Source organism: Spirosoma lituiforme (assembly GCF_054776635.1).
The window spans coordinates 84717-107835 of the sequence record NZ_BAAHBO010000003.1; the positions used below are offsets into that span (position 1 = coordinate 84717).

The 23119-nt window shown below is 49.3% G+C and carries 18 protein-coding genes and 4 tRNA genes; 4 read left to right on the plus strand and 18 right to left on the minus strand.

The window, feature by feature from the left end; all coding sequences use genetic code 11:
- Window positions 1–34 precede the first annotated feature (34 nt).
- Window positions 35–292, plus strand: coding sequence for an AbrB/MazE/SpoVT family DNA-binding domain-containing protein (locus tag ACYU87_RS12600; RefSeq protein ID WP_461134443.1), 258 nt, complete (start codon window positions 35–37; stop codon window positions 290–292).
- The gene (locus ACYU87_RS12605) at window positions 280–609 is read left to right on the plus strand and encodes a type II toxin-antitoxin system PemK/MazF family toxin (protein WP_461134444.1); all 330 of its coding nucleotides are present in this window, start codon (window positions 280–282) and stop codon (window positions 607–609) included. Before ACYU87_RS12600 ends, ACYU87_RS12605 begins: the two co-directional genes overlap by 13 nt.
- 72 nt (window positions 610–681) lie before the next feature.
- Here ACYU87_RS12605 and rpoC read toward each other — a convergent pair whose 3' ends face one another.
- The 17 genes from rpoC to mnmC2 all read right to left on the minus strand — a co-directional run bounded on the left by rpoC (window position 682) and on the right by mnmC2 (window position 18640).
- Window positions 682–5031 carry a DNA-directed RNA polymerase subunit beta' gene (gene rpoC / locus ACYU87_RS12610; protein ID WP_461134445.1) on the minus strand — a complete coding sequence of 1450 codons (4350 nt, stop codon included), beginning with the start codon at window positions 5029–5031 and terminating at the stop codon, window positions 682–684.
- A 102-nt stretch (window positions 5032–5133) separates the two neighbouring features.
- The gene (rpoB, locus tag ACYU87_RS12615) at window positions 5134–9003 is read right to left on the minus strand and encodes a DNA-directed RNA polymerase subunit beta (protein ID WP_461134446.1); all 3870 of its coding nucleotides are present in this window, start codon (window positions 9001–9003) and stop codon (window positions 5134–5136) included.
- Between the two features lie 250 nt (window positions 9004–9253).
- Window positions 9254–9637, minus strand: a complete 384-nt coding sequence (rplL, locus tag ACYU87_RS12620) for a 50S ribosomal protein L7/L12 (protein ID WP_461134447.1) — start codon at window positions 9635–9637, stop codon at window positions 9254–9256.
- Between the two features lie 104 nt (window positions 9638–9741).
- Entirely contained in the window at window positions 9742–10275 is a 534-nt protein-coding gene (rplJ, locus tag ACYU87_RS12625) for a 50S ribosomal protein L10 (protein WP_461134448.1), read from the minus strand.
- A gap of 3 nt (window positions 10276–10278) precedes the next feature.
- On the minus strand, window positions 10279–10977 hold the full coding sequence (rplA, locus tag ACYU87_RS12630; protein WP_460937224.1) for a 50S ribosomal protein L1: 699 nt from the start codon (window positions 10975–10977) through the stop codon (window positions 10279–10281).
- 25 nt (window positions 10978–11002) lie between these two features.
- Window positions 11003–11446: a 50S ribosomal protein L11 gene (gene rplK, locus ACYU87_RS12635; RefSeq protein WP_461134449.1), complete on the minus strand. Its 444-nt coding sequence runs from the start codon at window positions 11444–11446 to the stop codon at window positions 11003–11005.
- A gap of 147 nt (window positions 11447–11593) precedes the next feature.
- The gene (gene nusG / locus ACYU87_RS12640; RefSeq protein WP_461134450.1) at window positions 11594–12160 is read right to left on the minus strand and encodes a transcription termination/antitermination protein NusG; all 567 of its coding nucleotides are present in this window, start codon (window positions 12158–12160) and stop codon (window positions 11594–11596) included.
- A gap of 99 nt (window positions 12161–12259) precedes the next feature.
- Window positions 12260–12451, minus strand: coding sequence for a preprotein translocase subunit SecE (secE, locus tag ACYU87_RS12645; RefSeq protein WP_012928967.1), 192 nt, complete (start codon window positions 12449–12451; stop codon window positions 12260–12262).
- An 18-nt stretch (window positions 12452–12469) separates the two neighbouring features.
- Window positions 12470–12540: transfer RNA gene (locus ACYU87_RS12650), tRNA-Trp, on the minus strand.
- A 123-nt stretch (window positions 12541–12663) separates the two neighbouring features.
- Window positions 12664–13851 carry an elongation factor Tu gene (tuf, locus tag ACYU87_RS12655; RefSeq protein ID WP_461134451.1) on the minus strand — a complete coding sequence of 396 codons (1188 nt, stop codon included), beginning with the start codon at window positions 13849–13851 and terminating at the stop codon, window positions 12664–12666.
- A 154-nt stretch (window positions 13852–14005) separates the two neighbouring features.
- Window positions 14006–14077, minus strand: a tRNA-Thr gene (locus ACYU87_RS12660).
- 27 nt (window positions 14078–14104) lie between these two features.
- A tRNA-Gly gene (locus ACYU87_RS12665) sits at window positions 14105–14177 on the minus strand.
- Between the two features lie 61 nt (window positions 14178–14238).
- Window positions 14239–14321: transfer RNA gene (locus ACYU87_RS12670), tRNA-Tyr, on the minus strand.
- A 110-nt stretch (window positions 14322–14431) separates the two neighbouring features.
- Window positions 14432–14971, minus strand: a complete 540-nt coding sequence (locus ACYU87_RS12675) for a hypothetical protein (RefSeq protein ID WP_461134452.1) — start codon at window positions 14969–14971, stop codon at window positions 14432–14434.
- Window positions 14972–15117: 146 nt separating this feature from the next.
- Window positions 15118–17139: a M13 family metallopeptidase gene (locus tag ACYU87_RS12680; RefSeq protein WP_461134453.1), complete on the minus strand. Its 2022-nt coding sequence runs from the start codon at window positions 17137–17139 to the stop codon at window positions 15118–15120.
- A gap of 140 nt (window positions 17140–17279) precedes the next feature.
- A complete protein-coding gene (locus ACYU87_RS12685; RefSeq protein ID WP_461134454.1) occupies window positions 17280–17870 on the minus strand; it encodes a thioredoxin family protein in 591 nt (196 codons plus the stop codon).
- A gap of 83 nt (window positions 17871–17953) precedes the next feature.
- On the minus strand, window positions 17954–18640 hold the full coding sequence (mnmC2, locus tag ACYU87_RS12690; RefSeq protein WP_461134455.1) for a tRNA (5-methylaminomethyl-2-thiouridine)(34)-methyltransferase MnmC2: 687 nt from the start codon (window positions 18638–18640) through the stop codon (window positions 17954–17956).
- 93 nt (window positions 18641–18733) lie between these two features.
- On the opposite strand from mnmC2, the gene ACYU87_RS12695 reads away from it, so the two are divergent.
- On the plus strand, window positions 18734–19243 hold the full coding sequence (locus ACYU87_RS12695) for a DUF4293 domain-containing protein (RefSeq protein ID WP_461134456.1): 510 nt from the start codon (window positions 18734–18736) through the stop codon (window positions 19241–19243).
- A gap of 138 nt (window positions 19244–19381) precedes the next feature.
- On the plus strand, window positions 19382–21949 hold the full coding sequence (locus tag ACYU87_RS12700) for a zinc-dependent metalloprotease (protein ID WP_461134457.1): 2568 nt from the start codon (window positions 19382–19384) through the stop codon (window positions 21947–21949).
- 146 nt (window positions 21950–22095) lie between these two features.
- Here ACYU87_RS12700 and mdh read toward each other — a convergent pair whose 3' ends face one another.
- Window positions 22096–23037: a malate dehydrogenase gene (gene mdh / locus ACYU87_RS12705; RefSeq protein WP_461134458.1), complete on the minus strand. Its 942-nt coding sequence runs from the start codon at window positions 23035–23037 to the stop codon at window positions 22096–22098.
- Window positions 23038–23119: the final 82 nt, after the last annotated feature.

Below are 23119 nucleotides of genomic sequence, written 5' to 3' on the forward strand. Positions count from 1 at the left end.
TTTGTTATACTTTTGTTATAACAAAAAAACAGCCATGCACGTTAACATTCGCCGTATCGGGAATTCGCAAGGTATCATCCTCCCCCGCACCTTGCTTCAGCAAACAGGTATTGAGAACGAAGCTGATTTACAGGTCAGGGATGGCGCCATTGTTCTTCGTCCGATCGAATCAAATCCACGGGCCGGCTGGGACGACCTATTTCGGAAAGCTTCAGAAGCTGGCCACACGCCCGGTAACGATTTGTTTGAGGATATGTCGAATGATTTTGATCAAGACGAATGGCAGTGGTAGTAAATCGGTTTGATGTATGGTTGGTTTCTCTGGATCCAACAAAAGGCAGCGAAATTGCAAAAACTCGCCCTTGTGTCATCATATCACCTGATCCGGTCAATAGATACTTGAACACAGTTATCATTGCACCATTGACCAGCACCCAAAAACCATATCCTACACGAGTTGATTGTCAATTCGATGGGCGAGATGGGCAAGTGGCCTTGGATCAGGTCAGAACGATAGACAAGTCACGCTTATTGAAAAAGATCGGTCAGTTAGGTGATGCAGTTAGTCAGCAACTTTGTACCACCTTAGTCGCCATGTTTACTTATTAAGAAGATGATAACACAAAAAATGCCCCAGCCATTTCTAGCTGGGGCATTTTTATACCGCTTATTGCTGAACGGTTAGACCGTAGCTTTTTTCTTGCTGCGAGCGTACTGTTCGCGCGATTCGGTAATCGTTTCTAGTTCCTCTTTCGAGCCAACAATCGCCGTTTGATAACGACGGAGACCCGTACCGGCCGGAATTAGGTGACCAACGATTACATTTTCTTTCAACCCATCCAGCACATCGCGTTTGCCACGAATCGAGGCTTCACTCAGTACTTTCGTCGTTTCCTGGAAGGAAGCGGCCGAGATGAAACTATCCGTACCCAGCGACGATTGCGTGATACCCATCAGCGTTGGTTGAGAAACAGCAGCCATCGCATCCCGAACGGTCACCAGGGCCATATCGCGACGTTTCAGACCGGAGTTTTCATCGCGCAGCTGGCGACTCGTGATGATTTGCCCTGGTTTGACGTTTGGCGAATCGCCAGCGTCCATAACCACTTTAGCGTCCAGAACTTTATCGTTCTCTTCGCGGAAAGACCACTTGTCAACAACCTGACCTTCGAGGAAGTTGGTATCGCCTGAGTCGATGATTTCCACTTTCTGCATCATCTGCCGAACAATGGCTTCGATGTGCTTATCGTTGATTTTCACCCCTTGCAGACGGTAAACTTCCTGAATTTCATTAACCAGGTACTCCTGAACAGCCGTTGGTCCTTTGATGGCCAGGATGTCACTTGGTGTAATGGCACCATCCGACAGAGGAGCACCAGCCCGGACAAAGTCATTGTCCTGTACCAGGATGAACTTCGACAGAGGGACCAGATATTTCTTCTTGGTTCCGTCTCTCGACTCAATGAAGATTTCACGGTTACCCCGTTTGATTGCTCCGTAGGTAACAACGCCATCGATTTCGCTGACGACAGCTGGGTTTGATGGGTTACGTGCTTCGAACAATTCCGTTACCCGTGGCAGACCACCTGTGATGTCACGTGTTTTACCGACGTTACGCGGAATCTTCGCCAGCGGCTGACCAGCTTTAATTTTCTGGCCTTCCTTCACCACCAGACGAGATCCAACCGGAAGGTTATAGCTCTTCTGTAATGGACCACCGTCGTTATCGGGCAAGTGCAACGTTAAGGTCGTTGTGCCTTGTACAACAATGGCTGGGTTCTTGGCTTTATCGCGGCTTTCGATGATAACTTTCTCCTGGAAACCAGTCTGCTCATCAAATTCTTCACGATACGTGATACCATCTTCAATGGCATCAAAGTTCAGCGTACCCGTCAGTTCGGACAGGATAACGGCGTTGTATGGATCCCAGGCGCAAATATCGTCGCCCTTTTTCACCATGTCGCCATCTTTAACCCGCAGGAATGCACCATATGGTACGTTGTTGCTGATGAGCACAACGCTACGATCATTTGGATTCACAATCCGAACTTCACCCGAGCGACCCATTACGATCGTTTGTGGGTTCCCTTCGTTGTCTTCCGACTGAACCGTCCGCATTTCTTCGAACTCAATCAACCCATCGAATTTCGCTTTGATCGATGCATCAACGGCAATGTTCGAAGCCGTACCCCCTACGTGGAATGTACGAAGCGTTAACTGCGTACCTGGCTCACCAATCGACTGCGAGGCAATTACGCCCACCGCTTCACCAATGTCTACCATGCGGCCCGAAGCCAGGTTACGGCCATAACACTTGGCACACACACCCTGACGGGATTCGCAGGTTAATACCGAACGTATTTCGACCGTTTCGATGCTCGTTTCATCGATATGGGCGGCAACTTCTTCTGTTACCAGCTCACCCGAAGCAACGATCAGTTCTTTCGAGAGCGGATCATAAATATCGTGAACCGTGGTACGGCCCAAAATACGTTCTGACAGCGGCTCAACGATATCTTCATTGTCTTTCAGTGCCGACACTTGCAGGCCACGAAGGGTACCACAATCGTCTTCACTGATGATTACATCCTGGGCTACGTCATGCAGACGACGGGTCAGGTAACCGGCATCAGCTGTTTTCAACGCTGTATCGGCCAGACCTTTCCGCGCACCGTGTGTGGAGATAAAGTACTCCAGTACGTCAAGACCTTCTTTGAAGTTCGACAGAATTGGGTTTTCAATGATCTCACCAACAGAACCCTGCAGATTTTTCTGAGGCTTGGCCATCAGACCACGCATACCACCCAACTGACGAATCTGCTCACGGGAACCGCGGGCTCCCGAGTGCATCATCATGTAAATGGAGTTGAAACCACCCTGATCTGCTTCGAGCTGCTTCATCAGCGTCTCTGTCAGACGGGAGTTCACCCGTGTCCAGATGTCAATAACCTGGTTGTAGCGTTCGTTCTCCGTAATCAGACCCATCAGGTAGTTATCCCAAACGGACTGTACTTCGGTTTTCGCTTCTTCAACCAGACCCTGTTTTGCTTCAGGAATCATGATGTCGCTCAAACCGATGGAAAGACCGCCTTTAAACGCCATCTGGAAGCCTAGTTCTTTGATTTCGTCCAGGAACTGAGCCGTACGGGCACCACCCGAAATCTTGAAGATGAGGGCAATGATCTGCTGAAGTTTCTTCTTCGTCAGCAACTCATTAATGTATCCAACTTCTTCAGGAACAGCTTGGTTAAATAATAACCGACCGGCAACGGTGTCGATGATTTTGTAAACCAGATCGCCATTCTCGTCCCGGACTTTCACCCGGCACTTGATGTTGGCGTGCTTGGATACACGACCCTCGTTGATACCAATAATTACTTCTTCGGTACCATAGAATGTCATGCCTTCACCAACAATCGGATATTCAGGAATGCTCTTACGTCCTTTCGTTACATAATACAAACCCAATACCATGTCCTGCGATGGTACCGTAATAGGGGCACCGTTGGCAGGGTTCAGGATGTTGTGCGACGCCAGCATCAGCAGCGACGCTTCGAGCACGGCTTCCTGGCCCAGCGGCACGTGAACGGCCATCTGGTCACCATCAAAGTCAGCGTTGAAGGCGGTACAGACGAGTGGGTGCAGCTGAATGGCTTTACCCTCAATCAGTTTTGGCTGGAACGCCTGAATACCAAGACGGTGAAGCGTTGGAGCCCGGTTCAGCAGAACGGGATGACCTTTCAGTACATTCTCCAGAATATCCCAGATAACAGGGTCTTTCCGGTCAACGATTTTCTTAGCCGACTTCACCGTTTTCACGATACCCCGCTCAATCAGTTTGCGAATAACAAACGGTTTGAACAATTCGGCTGCCATGTCCTTCGGCAAGCCACATTCGTGGAGCTTCAATTCAGGACCAACGACGATAACCGAACGACCCGAGTAATCCACACGCTTACCAAGTAAGTTCTGCCGGAAACGGCCTTGCTTACCTTTTAACATGTCCGACAACGACTTCAGCGCACGGTTACCCTCCGAACGAACGGCATTCACCTTACGTGAGTTGTCGAACAGCGAATCAACAGCCTCCTGCAACATCCGCTTTTCGTTACGGAGAATTACTTCGGGGGCCTTGATTTCGATAAGTCGCTTTAACCGGTTGTTCCGGATAATAACCCGACGATACAGATCGTTCAGATCGGACGTAGCAAAACGACCGCCATCCAAGGGGACGAGTGGGCGTAGTTCGGGTGGAATGACCGGTACCATCTTAATCACCATCCATTCAGGACGGTTCTCAATACGGCCGTTTGCCTCCCGGAACGCTTCAACGACCTTCAGCCGTTTCAGTGCCTCCGCTTTCCGTTGTTGCGACGTGTCAGTAGCCGCTGCATGACGCAATGAATACGACAGTTCGTCTAACTCTACCCGCGATAACAACATCTCCAGCGCTTCTGCCCCCATCTTTGCGATGAATTTGTTAGGGTCTTTGTCGTCCAGATGTTGGTTGTTACCCGGCAGTTTGTCAATAATATCCAGATACTCGTCTTCGGTCAGGAAGTCGAGTTGGTTGATACCATCCTCGGCTTTTACGCCAGGCTGAACGACTACGTAACGTTCGTAGTAGATAACCTGATCGAGTTTTTTAGTCGAAAGGCCCAACAGATAACCAATTTTGTTCGGCAAGCTGCGGAAGTACCAGATGTGCGCAACAGGCACCACCAGTTCGATGTGGCCCATACGCTCCCGGCGTACTTTCTTTTCGGTTACTTCAACGCCACAACGGTCACAAATAATGCCTTTGTAGCGAATCCGCTTGTATTTGCCGCAATGGCATTCCCAGTCCTTTACAGGTCCGAAAATACGCTCGCAAAACAAGCCGCCCATTTCGGGTTTGTAGGTCCGGTAGTTGATCGTCTCCGGCTGTGTTACCTCGCCGTAGGAACTCTCCAAAATAGACTCCGGCGATGCCAGACTGATCGTCACACTGGCAAAGTCGCTGTTGAGTTTCTTGTTCTTTTTGAACGACATTGGTTGGAGATTATAGGTTTTAAACGAATAGCCTGTAGTTCGCAGTTCCTGGTTTGTCATTGGCTGACGCCAAACAAACAAGAACTGCGAACCTCAAACCACTTACTCTAGTGTAATTTCAAGTGCCAGACCACGCAGCTCGTGTACGAGTACGTTGAACGACTCAGGAATATTTGGCTTCGGTAGATTTTCACCTTTCACGATTGCCTCGTATGCTTTCGCACGACCGACTACGTCATCGGATTTTACCGTCAGAATTTCCTGCAGGATATGCGATGCACCGAAAGCTTCCAGCGCCCATACTTCCATCTCACCGAAACGCTGACCACCGAACTGCGCTTTACCACCCAGCGGCTGCTGCGTAATGAGCGAGTAGGGTCCGATTGACCGGGCGTGCATTTTATCGTCTACTAAGTGACCGAGTTTAAGCATGTAAATGATACCGACCGTTACAGCCTGATCAAAACGCTCTCCCGTCAGACCATTGTAGAGGTATGTGCGGCCAAACGATGGCAAACCAGCTTCGTTCAGCTCATCAGCAACCTGCTGTTCGGTAGCGCCATCGAAAATTGGCGTTGCGTACTTCCGATCCAGTTTCTGACCAGCCCAGGCCAGTACAGTTTCGTAGATCTGTCCGATGTTCATCCGAGACGGTACGCCAAGCGGATTCAGGACAATGTCAACTTTCGTACCATCTTCGAGGAACGGCATATCTTCATCACGTACAATCCGGGCAACAACCCCTTTGTTACCGTGACGACCAGCCATTTTATCCCCTACTTTCAGCTTACGTTTCTTGGCAATGTAAACTTTAGCCAGTTTCACGATGCCAGCCGGTAGTTCGTCACCAACCTCAAGTGTGAAGCGTTCCCGCTTGAACCGACCGGTGATTTCACTGCGACGATTGTTGTAACTCTTGATGAGCGTAACAAGCATCTGGTTCAGTTTTTCATCTTCCGTCCAGCCCTCAAGGTTCATGTCGGCCAACAGGTTGGCTTCTTCAGGTACAGCATAGCTGCTTTCATCGCGGTAAGCATTGCGATCCGGGAATAAGTTATCCGTAATGTTCTTCCGGTTATACTTTACTCCTTTGCTCACAATTTCATCACCAAACTTGTGTTTGGCACCCGCGCTGGTTTTGCCATCCAACAACAGCACTAATTTGTCGATCATACGGGCGCGGAAGTCATTCAACTCACGGCCATATTTCTTCATCAGCGCTTTTACTTCGTCTTTGTGCTTACCCCGGTCTTCCTTAGCCGGACGGGCAAACAGCTTGGTATCGATAACAACACCTTTCAGGGATGGTGGTGCTTTCTTAGAAGCATCCTTCACATCACCGGCTTTGTCACCAAAGATGGCGCGGAGAAGTTTCTCTTCCGGTGTCGGATCGCTTTCCCCTTTCGGTGTAATCTTACCAATCAGGATATCACCTTCTTTCACTTCTGTACCGACGCGCACGATACCGTTCTCATCGAGGTTACGAACCGTTTCTTCGCTTACGTTTGGAATTTCAGAGGTTAATTCCTCTTCGCCCCGTTTCGTATCACGAACTTCCAATTCGAACTCTTCAATGTGGATCGACGTGAAGATGTCTTCGCGCACAACACGCTCCGAAATCACGATAGCATCCTCGAAGTTGTAACCCTGCCAGGGCATAAAGGCGACCTTCATATTCCGGCCCAGCGCCAGTTCACCAGCCTGCGTCGCATAACCTTCGCAAAGCACATCACCTTTTTTCACCTTCTGTCCTTTCAGAACAGTTGGGCGAATGTTGATGCAGGTATCCTGGTTGGTACGGCGGAACTTGATCAGGTTGTATGTTTTCCGGTCTTCGTCGAACGTAACAGCCAGTTGATCTTCATCAAGGTTGTACCGGACAACAATTTTGGTGGCATCGACCAATTCAATCACGCCATCAGCTTCAGCAATAACCAGTGTCCGAGAATCGACAGCCACACGACCTTCCAAACCTGTGCCCACGATGGGAGCTTCAGGACGCAGAAGTGGTACTGCCTGACGCTGCATGTTCGAGCCCATCAGGGCACGGTTAGCATCATCGTGTTCGAGGAAGGGAATCATGGAGGCCGCTACCGATACAATCTGGTTCGGAGCAATATCCATAAAGGTTACGTTCTGCGGCTCAGCAATCGGGAAATCACCTTCAAAACGAGCTTTCAATCGATCAACCAGGAAATTCCCTTTCTTATCGATGTCGGCATTTGCCTGCGCGATGTAGTGCGTATCTTCTTCTTCAGCCGTCAGATACATCACGGGTTTCTCCATCGATACTTTACCGTTTTCGATAATCCGGTAAGGCGTTTCGATAAAGCCCATGCTGTTGATCTTCGCGTAAACGCAAAGCGACGAAATCAGACCAATGTTCGGACCTTCCGGAGTTTCGATGGTACACAGACGACCGTAGTGCGTGTAGTGTACGTCACGAACCTCGAAGCCAGCCCGTTCACGCGATAGACCGCCGGGCCCCAGTGCTGACATCCGACGCTTATGCGTTACTTCAGCCAATGGGTTGGTTTGGTCCATAAACTGCGACAACTGGTTTGTACCAAAGAACGAGTTGATAACTGACGACAGCGTCCGGGCATTAATCAGGTCAACAGGCTTGAAGTCCTCATTATCCCGCACGTTCATCCGTTCTTTGATTGTCCGGGCCATACGAGCCAGACCAACACCAAACTGTGCATATAACTGCTCACCTACTGTCCGAACACGTCGGTTGCTCAGGTGGTCAATGTCATCGACAACGGCTTTCGAGTTAATCAGACCAATCAGGTACTTCACGATCGATACAATATCTTCCGTAGTCAACACCTTCATGTCCGACGAAATGTCAAGACCGAGTTTTTTATTGATCCGGTAACGGCCCACATCGCCAAGGTCATACCGTTTATCCGAGAAGAACAAGCTTTGGATGATCTCACGAGCAGTCTGCTCATCAGGAGCATCCGCGTTCCGGAGCTGCCGATAAATTTGCTCAACGGCCTCTTTTTCAGAGTTGGAGCTATCTTTCTGCAGCGTGTTATAAATAATATTGTAATCAGCCATGTTCATGTCCTCCTTGTGCAGGATGACAGACTTCTGACCCGATTCCGTGATTACATCAATGTCATCTGCCGAAATAGCTGAGTCACGCTCTAAGAGCACCTCATTCCGACTGATCGACACCACCTCGCCCGTATCCTCATCTACGAAATCTTCCGTCCACGTGCGTAGTACCCGAGCCGCTAATCGACGACCGATGGCCTTCTTCAAATTTGCTGGCGTTGCCGGTACCTCTTCCGACAAACCGAACAAGTCCAGAATGTCTTTATCTGACCCGAAACCAATAGCCCGCAACAGCGTTGTAACCGGAAATTTCTTCTTCCGGTCGATATACGCGTACATGACATTGTTAACGTCAGTCGAAAACTCAATCCAGGAACCTTTAAACGGGATGATCCGGGCTGAGTAAAGTTTTGTGCCGTTTGTGTGCTTGCTCATGGAGAAGAACACACCCGGTGAACGGTGTAATTGAGAAACAATCACCCGTTCGGCTCCGTTTATAACGAACGACCCTTTTTCGGTCATGTACGGAATGTTTCCTAAGAAAACTTCCTGCTCGATCGTTTCAAAGTCCTCGTTATCAGGGTCATTGTTCGTAAGGCGCAGTTTCGCTTTCAAAGGCACCGAATACGTCAAACCCCGGTCAATAGACTCGTCTACCGAGTATTTAGGAGGATCAACCAGATAATCGATGAACTCCAGCTTGAAATTCTCGCGGGAGTCAGAAATGGGAAAGTTTTCCTGAAAAACTTTGAACAACCCTTCTTCCGACCGTTGGTTAGAGGGCGTATCAAGCTGGAAAAAATCTTTGAAGGATTTTACTTGAATATCCAAGAAATCTGGATACCCAATCACTGGCTGAATCGTCGCAAAATTTTTGCGCGTACTGATTTTCGCGTTTGTCGCCAAGATTGTGCTTCGTTTAGTTGCGTAACCGATTCTCAATGAGTGCGTTGCGAAGATTTGCGACGGCACTCGAACTAAGCGGCTATTCAGGCTCCGGGTGTCACCCGACCCAAGGAGCGTAAATAGACAACATAAGGCAATATAAATTAGTTTGTCTTTTGCAATAGCTTAGACAAAAAGTCTCCAAACAGGAAAAGACCAGACGTTGGTCTGGCCTCCCCTGCCTGGAGCGATATGCGAAAGAGCTATCTGCTTACTTAACTTCTACTTCAGCACCAGCTTCTTCAAGTTGCTTACGAAGAGCTTCTGCTTCGTCTTTGCTTACACCTTCTTTAACTGGCTTAGGCGCTGTATCAACTAATTCCTTAGCTTCTTTCAGACCCAGACCTGTCAGGTCTTTCACCAATTTCACGACAGCTAGTTTAGCAGCACCAGCCGACTTCAGAACAACGTCGAACGAAGTTTTCTCAGCAGCAGCTGGAGCAGCATCGCCACCGCCGGCTCCACCGGCTACCATTACTGGAGCAGCAGCAGCTGGTTCGATACCGTACTCATCCTTCAGGATAGTAGCTAACTCGTTAACTTCTTTAACTGTCAGGCTTACAAGCTGCTCCGCGAACGCTTTCAAATCTGCCATTGTAGTATTTTTTTTATTTGGTTGTGATACGATTTTGTAACGCAGACATCTTGTCCACGATTTAAATAGTTATCGGATTAACGAACAGAATGTTCGTCCTACAGCTAAGCTGCTTCCTCACGCTCCGACAGCGTTTTGAGGATACCGGCCAGTTTGTTGCCACCACTTTGCAACGCCGAGATGACGTTTTTCGCAGGCGACTGCAACAGACCGATGATTTCGCCGATCAACTCTTCTTTGCTCTTCAGTGCGATGAGCGTGTCAAGTTGTTCAGCACCAATGAACAAGCTATAATCAATAGATGCAGCTTTCAGTTGCAGCTTGTCGTTCGTTTTACGGAACTCCTTGATGAGCTTAGCGGGTGCTTTGCCATTTTCAGCGTGAAACATTACAGCTGACTGGCCATGCAATACCGTATCGTTGAACGGGGTATAATCCGTATCCAGAGTCTCGAGCGCTTTTTTGATGAATGTGTTTTTCACCACTTTGTACTCGATCCCCTGCTCAAAACACATCCGACGGAGGTTGTTTGTTTCAGCAACCGTCATGCCATTGGCTTCCGTGATGTAGAAGAAGGGAATTGTCTGGAACTTTCCAGCTAATTCCTCAATAATTGCTCCTTTGTCCTCGCGCTTCATGGCTTAAATTCCGGCTACTGTGCCTTTATCGATCGTTACTCCCGGACTCATCGTACTCGACAGGTTAATTGTTTTCACATACGTTCCCTTAGCCGACGAAGGCTTCAGACGCAACAGTGTAGCAATGATTTCCTGCGCGTTTTCAGCCAGTTTTTCTGGCGTAAACGACACTTTACCAATACTGGTATGGATAGCGCCCTGCTTGTCAACTTTAAAGTCGATTTTACCGGCCTTTACCTCGCGAACCGCTTTAGCAACATCGGGCGTTACCGTACCCGATTTCGGGTTTGGCATCAATCCACGTGGGCCAAGCACTTTACCCAGACGACCAACTTTAGCCATAACACTAGGCATCGTGATGATTACATCGATGTCTGTCCAGCCTTGCTCGATCTTCTGAATATACTCATCCAGACCAACATAGTCTGCACCAGCTTCTTTCGCTTCGTTCTCCTTGTCCGGGGTGCAAAGCACCAGAACGCGAACCGTTTTACCTGTACCATGTGGTAATGTGGCAACGCCACGAACCATCTGGTCAGCTTTACGCGGGTCGACGCCCAGCCGAACGTCAATATCCACAGAAGCATCAAATTTCGTATACGAGATGTCTTTCAGAATCTCGGCCGCCTGGTGGAGGGAGTATTCTTTAGCAGCATCGTATTTCGATTGAGCTTCCTTTTGTTTTTTCGTTAACTTAGCCATGTCTGTGTTTGCTTCGGCAAGTCTTTTAGTTATCGAAGGGCGCTGTGCCCGTCACCGTGATTCCCATGCTGCGGGCCGTACCGGCCACCTGCTTCATTGCTGACTCCACCGTAAAGGCGTTCAAATCGGGCATCTTTGTTTCCGCGATGGTCCGAATTTGCTCCCAAGATACAGAGCCTACTTTGTTGCGGTTTGGTTGAGCAGAGCCGCCTTTCAGCTTCGCTGCTTCCAACAGCAGAATCGGTGCGGGCGGAGTTTTGATTACGAAATCGAAGGATTTATCCTTGTAATACGTAATCAGAACAGGAAGCACCGTACCCATTTTATCCTGTGTCCGGCCGTTAAATTGCTTACAGAATTCCATGATATTTAAACCCTTGGAACCCAGAGCCGGACCGATCGGAGGAGAGGGGTTGGCTTGCCCGCCTTTGACTTGCAGCTTTACGTAGCCACCTACTTCTTTTGCCATTGTGATAATTGAGTTACGATTTGCCCTTACGTCTCCTGGGAGTTAGTCACATAACCGGTCCAGTTTTCTTCATGGCAAACCAACTTGTTCTGACCGTTTATCCTCTGAGGGAAGCATAGGACGTCCGGTCACGGAACCTGATTTCAATCAGATTTCCTTTTCTACTTGCGCGTAACTGAGTTCTACCGGTGTATTCCGGCCAAATATTTTTACAACGACGTTCACTTTCTTCCGGTCGTCAAATACTTCTTCTACTGTACCAATGAAACCACCAAAGGGGCCATCGACAACTTTTACGGATTCACCCTTGATGTAAGCAATGGTCGGCACAGCCACTTCCTGCGCTTCTTCATGTACTTTACCCAGGATACGGTTTACTTCAGCTTGCCGAAGAGGTACGGGTACTTTTGACGTCGTTCCTACCTGCGCGTTGCCTAAGAAACCCAGTACGCCAGGCATGTTCAAAATCATATCCAGCGCCCGGTTATTACCCAGATCAGCCGAAATCAAAATGTAGCCAGGGAAAAATGATTTTTCCCGAACGCGCTTTTTGCCGTTACGCATTTCGTACACTTTTTCCGCCGGAATAAGTACCTGCGGAATTACTTCGTCCAATTTTTGTCGGATAATTTCGTTATCGAGGTAAGATTTAATTTTCTTCTCCTGCCCCGACACGGCCCGTATGACGTACCATTGTATGCCGTTTACGCTCATGTTGTGATTTAGAACCGCGTGGGCGGCCTCGTTACGATCTACGAACGTCGGTTTGTCTGATCAATAAAAGATCGTACAAACGCCTTTTCGTGAATCAATTTAGAATGACTGATAAAACGCGTTCAGCCCGTTCTCAAATACTAAATCTATCAGACCGACCAATAGCGCAAAAATCAGCGATGCTACCAGTACCAGCGTTGAACTGGATTGCAGATCGCTGAATTTGGGCCAAGTCACGTTGTGCTGAACTTCCTCCCAAGAGGCTTTCAGAAACGATATAAACTTGTCCATCGTAAAGTAAAGGATTTGCACGGGTGGAGAGATTCGAACTCCCATCAACGGTTTTGGAGACCGCTATTCTACCCTTGAACTACACCCGTTTATGATTTTTTGCTAAAATGACCGAGACAGCGTGCTCTGAAACGGACTGCAAAAGTACGAACTATTATTAAAAAAACAAGTGCATTTCTGTTAAGAAATGCACTTGTTCTGAGATATTTACCTTAGTCGAGGATTTCCGTTACCTGACCAGCACCTACGGTACGGCCACCTTCACGAATAGCGAAGCGAAGACCTTTTTCCATAGCGATTTTGTTGATCAGACTTACTTCAATCGTGATGTTATCACCAGGCATTACCATTTCAACGTTGGCTGGCAGTGTAATTTCGCCGGTTACGTCTGTGGTACGGAAGTAAAACTGTGGGCGGTACTTGTTGAAGAAAGGTGTGTGACGACCACCTTCTTCTTTCGACAGTACATACACTTCAGCTTTGAACTTCAAGTGAGGAGTTACTGAACCTGGCTTACAAATAACCATACCACGACGGATATCGGTTTTTTCAATACCACGGAGCAGAAGACCCACGTTGTCACCAGCTTCTCCACGGTCCAGAATTTTCCGGAACATTTCAACACCTGTTACAACTGATTTCAGGTTTTCAGCACCCATACCCAGGATTTCAACTTGCTCACCCGAGTTGATGATACCCCGTTCGATACGACCCGTAGCTACTGTACCACGACCCGTGATCGAGAATACGTCCTCTACAGGCATAAGGAATGGAAGCTCCGTCATACGAGGAGGCAGGGGGATAAAATCATCCACGCTCTGCATTAACTCTTCGATTGTGCTAACCCATTTCGCATCGCCGTTCAGACCACCAAGAGCAGAACCTTGAATAACTGGAATATTGTCGCCGTCGAAGTTGTAGAAACTCAACAACTCGCGGATTTCCATTTCAACGAGTTCGAGAAGTTCTGGATCATCAACCATGTCCACTTTATTCATGAACACGACTAATTGAGGAACACCTACCTGACGGGCAAGCAGAATGTGCTCACGTGTTTGTGGCATTGGTCCGTCTGTAGCAGCTACCACTAGGATAGCACCGTCCATTTGGGCAGCACCAGTTACCATGTTTTTCACATAGTCGGCGTGACCTGGGCAGTCAACGTGTGCATAGTGACGGTTCGTCGTTGAGTATTCAACGTGCGATGTATTGATGGTGATACCACGCTCTTTTTCTTCTGGAGCGTTATCGATCGATGAAAAGTCCCGTACCGCTGCTAGACCCTTTTCGGCCAGCACTTTCGTAATGGCAGCCGTCAGCGTCGTTTTACCGTGGTCAACGTGACCAATCGTACCGATGTTTACGTGCGGTTTCGAGCGGTCAAAATTCTCTTTTGCCATGTTTTTAAAACGCTATTGTGAACTGTTTTTGTTATTGGATGAACTCGCTGAACGTAAATTAAGCCGCACAATATCTCCCTGATAAGGTTGACATTGCTTTGGCTTGAAACCGCACGGGCGGCCCCGTCAAAAAGACTCCACAGAAGAAGTCTCGAGCCGTTACGGGGATTTGAACCCCGGACCTCTTCCTTACCAAGGAAGTGCTCTACCACTGAGCTATAACGGCTTGTTTTCAACAGTGTGTAATCAACTGAGCGGAAGACGGGTCTCGAACCCGCAACCTATAGCTTGGAAGGCTATCGCTCTACCAATTGAGCTACTTCCGCGAACTTAGCATCGAATACCAAGCAAAATGTATAATTAGCTGGGTGTTTTGTTGCTAAATAGTGGGGAGTGGAGGATTCGAACCTCCGAAGGCGTACGCCAGCAGATTTACAGTCTGATCCATTTGGCCACTCTGGAAACTCCCCAAGACACTGTTAAAGAACAATTTCCGCCCCGTTTCCGGTTTGGAGTTGCAAAATTACACGTTTTTATGGTGTTGTCAACACATGCCACAAAAATAATTTAGTTGGTTTGCCTATTCACTTACCAATTGGGTCAATAACTTGCCGTCTGGGTACTGAATTTCGGTGATTCGCCACCGCCCGGCTATTTGTTGCATATCCACTCTAATCTCTTCTGGCTTAGCCTGATTTTCAAACGTTACATAAACAATGGCCTTTGATCCACCGACAACTGCGGGCAACACCCACGTCTTTTTTACGGCCGCATCCGGTTTGTTGTAGAGTAAATTTATTTTTGTCCGGTTTAGTTTACCCGGCTTTTTTTTTGCGTCATTCCAGATAAGATCGGCTGTTGATTTGGCAAAAAACTGATCAATCAGCACCCGATCTTTTGTCTCCCGCATCGGGTTCTCGGTCTTGTTATGCTCAAAATACAGAGCTCGTACCAAGCGATCTGCCGCCGATCGGGGTGTATCCGGGCCGGGGCGTTTTGCCAGACTTGCTGCACTATCCTCTGTCGCATTGGCTGAAACAGTCTGGGTCTCCTGTTTTGGCTTTGTCTGGCAGGCTGAACCTACAGTGAGTAAGGAAACAAGCAGTAGGGATGTTTTCATGATCGGGAGGTTTAGGATAGTTGATGGCTTGGATAACCTCCGGCTGTCCAACGACGGAACATCGTGCTTTTGAGCAGAGCTATTGTCTAAAAACTCATTTACAACGTTTCGTCGGCAGACAGCCGGAGCCGTTTGGACCAGCTTGTTTACCAGACCTTAATGCGGTCTTCCGGCTTTTTGTACATTTTATCGCCAGGTTGAACATTGAACGCCTGATACCAGGCATTGATGTTGGACAGTGGCCCATTGCAACGATACAGACCCGGTGCGTGAGGATCGGTCATGATGAGCTGCGCTTCGGTTTCGGGTAGAACGTTAATGCGCCATACCTGAGCCCACGAAAGAAAGAACCGCTGATCGGGGGAAAAGCCGTCAATCTGACTTTTCTTCCCGCTCGATTTGCCTTGAGCTGTTTTCTTGAATGCATCATAGGCAATGGCTAGTCCACCCAGATCGGCGAGGTTTTCACCAAGCGTCAGTTGGCCATTCACTTTAATTGAGTCGAGAACTTTGAACCCGAAAAACTGCTCCTTTACCTGATCAGCACGTTTTTTGAAATTTTCCGCATCTGTTTTCGTCCACCAATCGCGAAGGGTTCCATCGGCATCATACTGCCGACCGGAGTCATCAAAGCCATGCGTCATTTCGTGGCCAATTACGGCACCGATACCGCCATAGTTGATGGCATCGTCAGCATCGAAATCAAAGAACGGAAATTGCAGAATAGCTGCCGGAAAAGCGATTTCGTTATTGACCGGATTGTAATACGCATTAACCGTTGGGGGAGTCATGCCCCACTCTGTTTTGTCAACGGGTTTGCCCAGCCGGTTAATCATGTAGTTATACGACCATTTACCCGCCGATTTTACGTTGCCATAATAGTCATCGCGGTTAATGACTACACCCTCATAACTTTTCCACTTATCAGGGTAGCCAATCTTGCGTCTGAACGACAGAAGCTTCGTCATGGCTTTTTTCTTGGTATCCTCGCTCATCCAGTCGAGGTTTTTGATATGCTCTTTGTAAGAAGCCTCCAGGTTGTCGACCAGGGTCAGCATGCGCTGTTTGGCTTCAGGCTTGAAGTATTTCTGAACGTAAAGCTGACCTAACAAATCACCCAGGGAGCCATCAATCAGACTGCTGACACGCTGCCAGCGGGGCGTTTGCTCTTTCTGGCCGGTTAGTACGCGTGAGAAGGCAAAGTTTTGCTTTACGAATGCGTCGCTCAGATAAGGGGCCGATCCTTTCAGAATATTCCAGCGCATATACGTACGCAGTTCTTCGATAGGCGTTGCGGCAATCAGACTATCGAGCGAGCGAAAAAATGCCGGGCTCTGCACCAGAACCGTATCCTGGCCCTTGGCGCCGTATTTCGTTAACTGATCCGCCCAATTTATGCCCGGTGTCAATTTAGAAAAACCGCTAACGGGCAACTTGTTGTATGTTTTGTAAGGATCGCGCAGATCAACCCGGGGCATTTGCGCCTTCGCCAGAGCGGTTTCAACGCGCATGATTACGTCGGCATCCTGCACAGCCTGCGTCGGTTCTTCGCCAATCAGGGCAAACATCTTGGTGAGGTTGTCATGATAGGCATCGCGAATTTTTGTGCTGCGGGCGTCATTTTTCAAATAGTAGTCGCGGTCGGGCAGCGTAGTGCCTCCCTGACTAAACTGAGGCAGGTATTTGGTGACGTTCTTGCGATCCTGGCCCACAAAAAAGCCGAATAACATGCCATTGCTTTGGGTCCGCTGATAAGCCAGTTCGTCCAGAAAAGCGGCCTTGTTGTTCACTTTATCGATACGGGCAAGATCGGGCTTGATGGGATCGAAACCCCGCTGTTCGATGGTAGCGCTATCCATACCACTGACGTAATAATCCCCCACCATCTGGTACAACCGGCCTTTCGTTGACGTTTTGGAGGCTTCCTCGAGCAACGACTTCATGGCGTCGAGGCTCTTTTCGCGTAACTCATTAAAGCTCCCCCACGATGTTTTAGAAGCAGGAATGGTATTTTTTTTCAGCCAGTTGCCGTTCGCGTATTGGTAAAAATTATCACCCGGCTTCACGGATAAGTCCATGTTTTGAGGATCGATAAACTTTTGAGGAACTGCCGCGATAATGCCGACCGCAATAGCTGTTGTGAGAAGAAAAGTTACTCGTTTTGTCATGATGACAGTTGGGTTAATAAAAGGCTACAAAAATAAGCAAAAATAAGAACGCAGATTGAGCGGCTTGTCAAAGCAAAAACAGATTAATCCGTTTTAAACCCGACTGATCCGCTCATTCTGCGTTCCTGGTTTCTGGATGCTTATTTACTCGCCGTCAGAGCCGATTGGAACTCTCTGTAAGTTCCGGCTTTGTACTGATCAAACGGCTCTTTCTGGTGGTAATTTTTGCCAAAGTACGTTATGATCTGATGAAACGTACGAGGCTCGAGATAACCGGGAATCGGCTGAATCAGATTGAATTTCTCGTCCAGAAACACCGTCGTTGGGTAACTCATCTGGTTTTTCAGCAACGCTGCGGCCAGTTCATGCACCCCCCGACTACCGCCATGTATGTATTTGAACGTCTGGTTGCCCAGGGTCACATCGCCCGTTTGTTCAGCGTTGAATCGGACAGCGTAGTAATTCTGGTTTACGTAATCGACAATAGCGGGCTTCGAGAACGTTTCCCGGTCCATTACTTTACACCAGCCGCACCAGTCCGTATACACATCGACAACGAATTTCTTCGGCTTCTTTTGGGTCAGGGCATACGCTTCCTGAATCGTCAGCCATTTGATGCGTTTGGGTTCGTCCCTGACCTTGCTCGTTGCTGGTTCAAGGGGAAGTGGGATTCGGAAGGCGGTGATCGTTATCAGAACGAAAGCCGCACCGATGAGAAGCAGACGATTCATACGTATGTTGTTTACCAGATAACGCTCGGTACCTAATAAAATTAGCCCCTGGAATCGGGACAGGTAAAAAACGCACACCGTAATCATTCAATAGGCTGATCCAGCGGTTTGATAGCCCGCAGTATGTCTCGTTTGTGCAGTGGGCCATCGTGCTTTTCTACGATTAGTCCGGCCGCCCGCATGTTGCGTTGCACGTAACTTTTCGAGCAGTAGGTAGTCAACATACCCCCTGGCAACAGAAGCGCTGCCAGTTGACTGAATATTTCCGGCTCCCAGAGTTCAGGCTGAGCCGAGGGGGCAAACGCATCAAAGTAGATCAAATGGAAACGCTCCGCCGTTTGCAAATCCTGTAATTTTCCTTCGTTCTTCGTCAGCGTAAAGTAGGTATTCAGGGTAATTGGCTCATTCCAGGCCGACTCGTGTAGGGCCGATAGATAAGCTGTTCCAAAAAACTCGTCGTAATTAAGCTGGCGAGCCTGATCAATTGGCATAGGGTAAGCCTCAATAGCGGTGTATACCACACCGTGTTGGCGAGCCTGCGCTTCTTGGGCGGTCAGCAGGGCATTCAGCCCGGTCCCAAAGCCCATTTCGAAGATATGCAGGTCAGTATCAGGGAATTTTTCGAACGCGGGTAGTAGCCCCACATCAATATACACCCGTTGCGATTCCTGATAGGCACCATGAATGGAGTGATAAGGTTTATCAAATGCTTCATTTACGGCGGTATGCGAACCATCAGCGGTCATCATCAGGTGAATATCTGCTTTCATTATCTATCGTTTTTGGCCTATTTTTGCCCGTTCATGTATGTATTTCAGGCCATACCTGATACGGTATTTATTACTCACTATCTGTTAACTCCAATGATTCAACGCGTTCAGACGATATTTTTGTTTCTCATTACCGTTGCCATGGGCATTGCGCTAACCAACCCTCTTTGGGAAAAAGTCGGCAAAACGTCGTCGGAAATGGCGCACCTTACGGCCTTACAATATTCAGCCCAACAATCTGTAGCCACGCAGCCGGGTCTACCCGCTCAAGCATTGCCCACCACCTACATCGACTCTGTCTGGTACCTGGCCCTGCTCATCGCACTGGTCGGATTGACGGCCTTCTACGCTATTTTCCAGTTTAGAAACAGGTTAACCCAAACCGCGCTGTGCGCCGTAAACTCACTCATGCTGACCGCCATTATGGGGATCATCCTTTACCGCACGCTTTACGCGGGCAAAGAATACGGAAACCCATCCGATCAGGGTTCTTTTCTAACTGGTTTTTACGCCATTATCGCAGCGCTGGTGTTTAACGCCCTCGCCAATCGTTTCATTCGCCGGGACGAGAAATTAGTGAAAGGCTCGGATCGGCTGCGGTAGCCAACCATATTTAGAAAAATTTACGAAATAGCCCGGTCGTACTATAAAGTTTGGCCGGGCTATCCTTTTATGATCATATAGACCCGTCTATAACTGCTTTTGCCGTATCTTGAGCGTCAATTACAACCTCAATTGACAATGCGAAAACAGGTACTCTTTTTTTTCTGTGTAATACTCGCCGTTCCTCATCTACTTCCTGCCCAGCCCACCAGCGCAACCGGAACAACAGGCAGCATCGCCACCTTCACCACGGGTATGGAACGCAATCCCGGTTTTATGACCTACTACTGGGATGCAAAAAAAGGAAAAGTATGGCTTGAAATAGCGGCTTTCGACGCCGAATTTCTGTATTACCCGACCCTGGCACAAGGCGTCGGCTCCAACGACATTGGATTGGATCGGGGCCGCTTAGGCCAGGAGCACATCGTAAAATTTCAGCGGAGCGGCCCAAAGGTGTTGCTGATTGAACCAAACTATGCCTACCGCGCCATTACCAACGACCCACTCGAACGGAGGGCCGTTGAGGAATCCTTTGCGAAATCGGTTCACGCTGGCTTCGACATTGCAGCCGAAGAGAACGGCAGGGTGCTCATTGATCTAACCCCGTTTCTGATGCAGGATGCCGTCGGTGCCGTGCAGGCCATCAGCCGTACCAAACAGGGTACATTCAAGTTCGATCCAGCCCGGAGCGCAATGTATCTGGCCCGCACCAAAGCATTCCCGCAGAATACGGAATTCGAAACGGTCATTACCCTGACAGGCGATAATCCGGGGGCTTACTTACGGGAAGTGGTGCCAACGCCTTCGGCTGTTACCATGCACCAGCACCACTCGTTTGTGCAACTGCCGGATAAAAACTACAAGCCCCGGGTATTCGATCCGCGCATTGGCTACGGTGGCATCGAGTATTTTGATTACGCCACGCCCGTTAGTCAGCCGATTATGAAGCGGTATATTTCCCGGCATCGGCTCGAGAAAAAAGACCCGTCGGCAGCGGTCAGCGAAGCCGTTAAACCCATTATCTATTACATCGATCCCGGCACACCCGAACCTATTCGTTCGGCTCTGATGGAAGGGACGGCCTGGTGGAATCAGGCGTTTGAAGCGGCTGGTTATAAGGATGCGTTTCAGGTGAAACTGCTCCCCGCCGACGCCGACCCGATGGACGTTCGCTACAACCTCGTTCAATGGGTGCATCGCTCCACGCGGGGCTGGTCGTACGGAGGCAGCATTAGCGATCCGCGTACAGGTGAAATTATCAAAGGGAAGGTTACGCTCGGGTCATTACGGGTTCGGCAGGATTACCTGATTGCGCAGGGTCTGGTTGGCAACTTTGCCGCAACCGGACAGGACTCTTCCCAATCAGACCCCATGATGACCATGTCGCTCGATCGTTTACGGCAATTAGCGGCTCATGAAGTGGGACACACCCTGGGTTTACCCCACAATTACATAGCCAGCACGGAAGGCAACGCGCCCGGTGCTACGGAGCGGTTCGGGCGGGCATCAGTAATGGACTACCCTACCATGGTCGCGAAAATAAAAGGGGCCAGTATTGACCTGTCCGACGCCTACGCCAAAGGCATTGGCGCTTACGATAAGTGGAGCATTCGCTACGGCTACGAGCAGTTTCCCAGCGGCACTAATGAGAAGCAGGCGCTGAACAAACTGGTGAACGACATGCACAAGGCTGGCCTTACCTTCCTGACCGATCAGGATGCCCGCCCCGAAGGCTCATCACACCCCGGAACGCACTTGTGGGATAATGGCTCCAATGCCGTTGACGAATTGAAGCGGGTGATGGACGTGCGCAAAATAGCGCTGGCAAATTTTACGGAAAAGAAGATTGCCGTTGGCGCGCCCATGGCAACTCTTGAAGAAGTGTTTGTGCCAATGTACATGTTCCATCGATACCAGGTTGAAGCAGCCGCTAAAGTACTGGGCGGTCAAACGTACACGAATGCTTTACGGGGAGACGGTCAGGCCGTACTGGCAGCGGTTCCGGCAGAAGAGCAGAACCGGGCTCTGAGCGTATTGTTGTCTACGCTGAATCCTGGCTTCCTGGCCGTACCGCAAGCCGTACTTGCCCTGATTCCACCCCGCCCGTTTCGGTATGATCCAAATCCGCGCGAAGTCTTCAAACGACATACCGGTATCACGTTCGACCCACTGGGCCCGCCCGAAGCCGCGGCCGGTATGACGCTCAGACTGATGTTAAACCCCGAACGCTGCGCCCGGCTGGCGAGTCAGCGATGGATCGTTAACGGTCAATTACCAAGCCTGGATCAGGTTATTGATCAGTTGATTACGTCGACCTACGGCGCTCCGCAGGGCTATCGTCAAAACAAAAAAGATGTCACCTACGACGGAGCGATTCGGCGTATGGTACACCGCAAAGTACTGGAGAGCCTGATGCAATTAGCCGTCGATAAAGAGCTGGATGGTGCCGTTCGGGCAGCCGCTCATGAAGGCATTATGCGAATTAAGAGCCAGTACGCCGTCGAACCAACGGTTGTTTTGCCAGCGAGCAGGACGCCTATCACTGAAACATCTTCAGGCAAAACTCCCGATTACCTGTACTGGCTGATCGGACAATACGAAACAAATCCTGGTTCAATACCGGTAGCCGCTGCCCTTGCCCCACCCGATGGTGCCCCCATCGACCCCGGTCAGGAATGGCTTTCGCCCGATTGCGACTGGAAGTAATTTTAAGCTAAAAAAAGCCATCTGTCAGCAGGCAGGTGGCTTTTTTTAGTGGTTACGTTACTATTTTTTGCCTGCTGATAGGCAGGATCGGGCAAAAAAGAGGCTCATCTATGGGAAGCCTCTTTTTTTAAAGAAACAGCGTATGATTACACGCCAATGTTCAGCGTACTCAATACACCATTCATGTTCCGAACGGCATCCGCTGATTTGTTGAATGCCGCCTGTTCTTCGTCGGTTAGTTTGTAGTCAATAATCTCTTCCCAACCATTGCGGCCCAGCACAACGGGTACACCCAGGCAAATGTCTGACTGACCATATTCACCTTCCAGCAAGACACAGGATGGAATGATGCGTTTCTGATCGCGCAGGATGGCTTCCACCATGTAGGCCCCGGCTGCACCGGGAGCGTACCAGGCCGATGTTCCGATAAGACCCGTTAACGTGGCACCACCGACCATCGTATCAGCCGCTACTTTCTTCAGCGTTTCCTCATCCAGAAACTGACTGACGGGCACGCCAGCTTTGGTGGCCAGACGCGTTAACGGAATCATTGTTGTATCGCCGTGACCACCGATTACAGAAGCCTGCAAATCATTGGGTGAACACTCCAGCGCCAGCGATAAATATGTTTTGAAACGAGCCGAATCCAGTGCGCCACCCAGACCGATAACCCGATTTTTGGGCAACCCCGACGATTTGAGCGCCAGGTAGGTCATGGTGTCCATTGGGTTGGAGATAATGATAAAGATCGCGTCGGGCGAGTGCTTCAGAATATTTTCCGTTACCCCTTTTACAATACCAGCATTGATACCGATCAGATCTTCGCGGGTCATACCGGGTTTACGCGGCAAGCCCGAGGTAATCACCACCACATCCGAACCGGCTGTTTTTTCGTAATCGTTGGTCGAACCAGTCAGTTTTATGTCGCAGTCGAGCAGTGTCGACGCCTGCAACATATCGAGCGATTTGCCTTCGCTGATGCCTTCTTTAATATCTAAAAGCACAACCTCGTGGGCAAGCTCCCGACGGACGATATTGTCGGCACAAGTGGCACCAACGGCCCCGGCACCTACTACGGTAACTTTCATACTGTATTCGAAATTAAAAGGTTAACTAGTCAGCGCAAAAGTACGTTTACCTACCAAGACAAACCAAAGTGTATGGATTAAA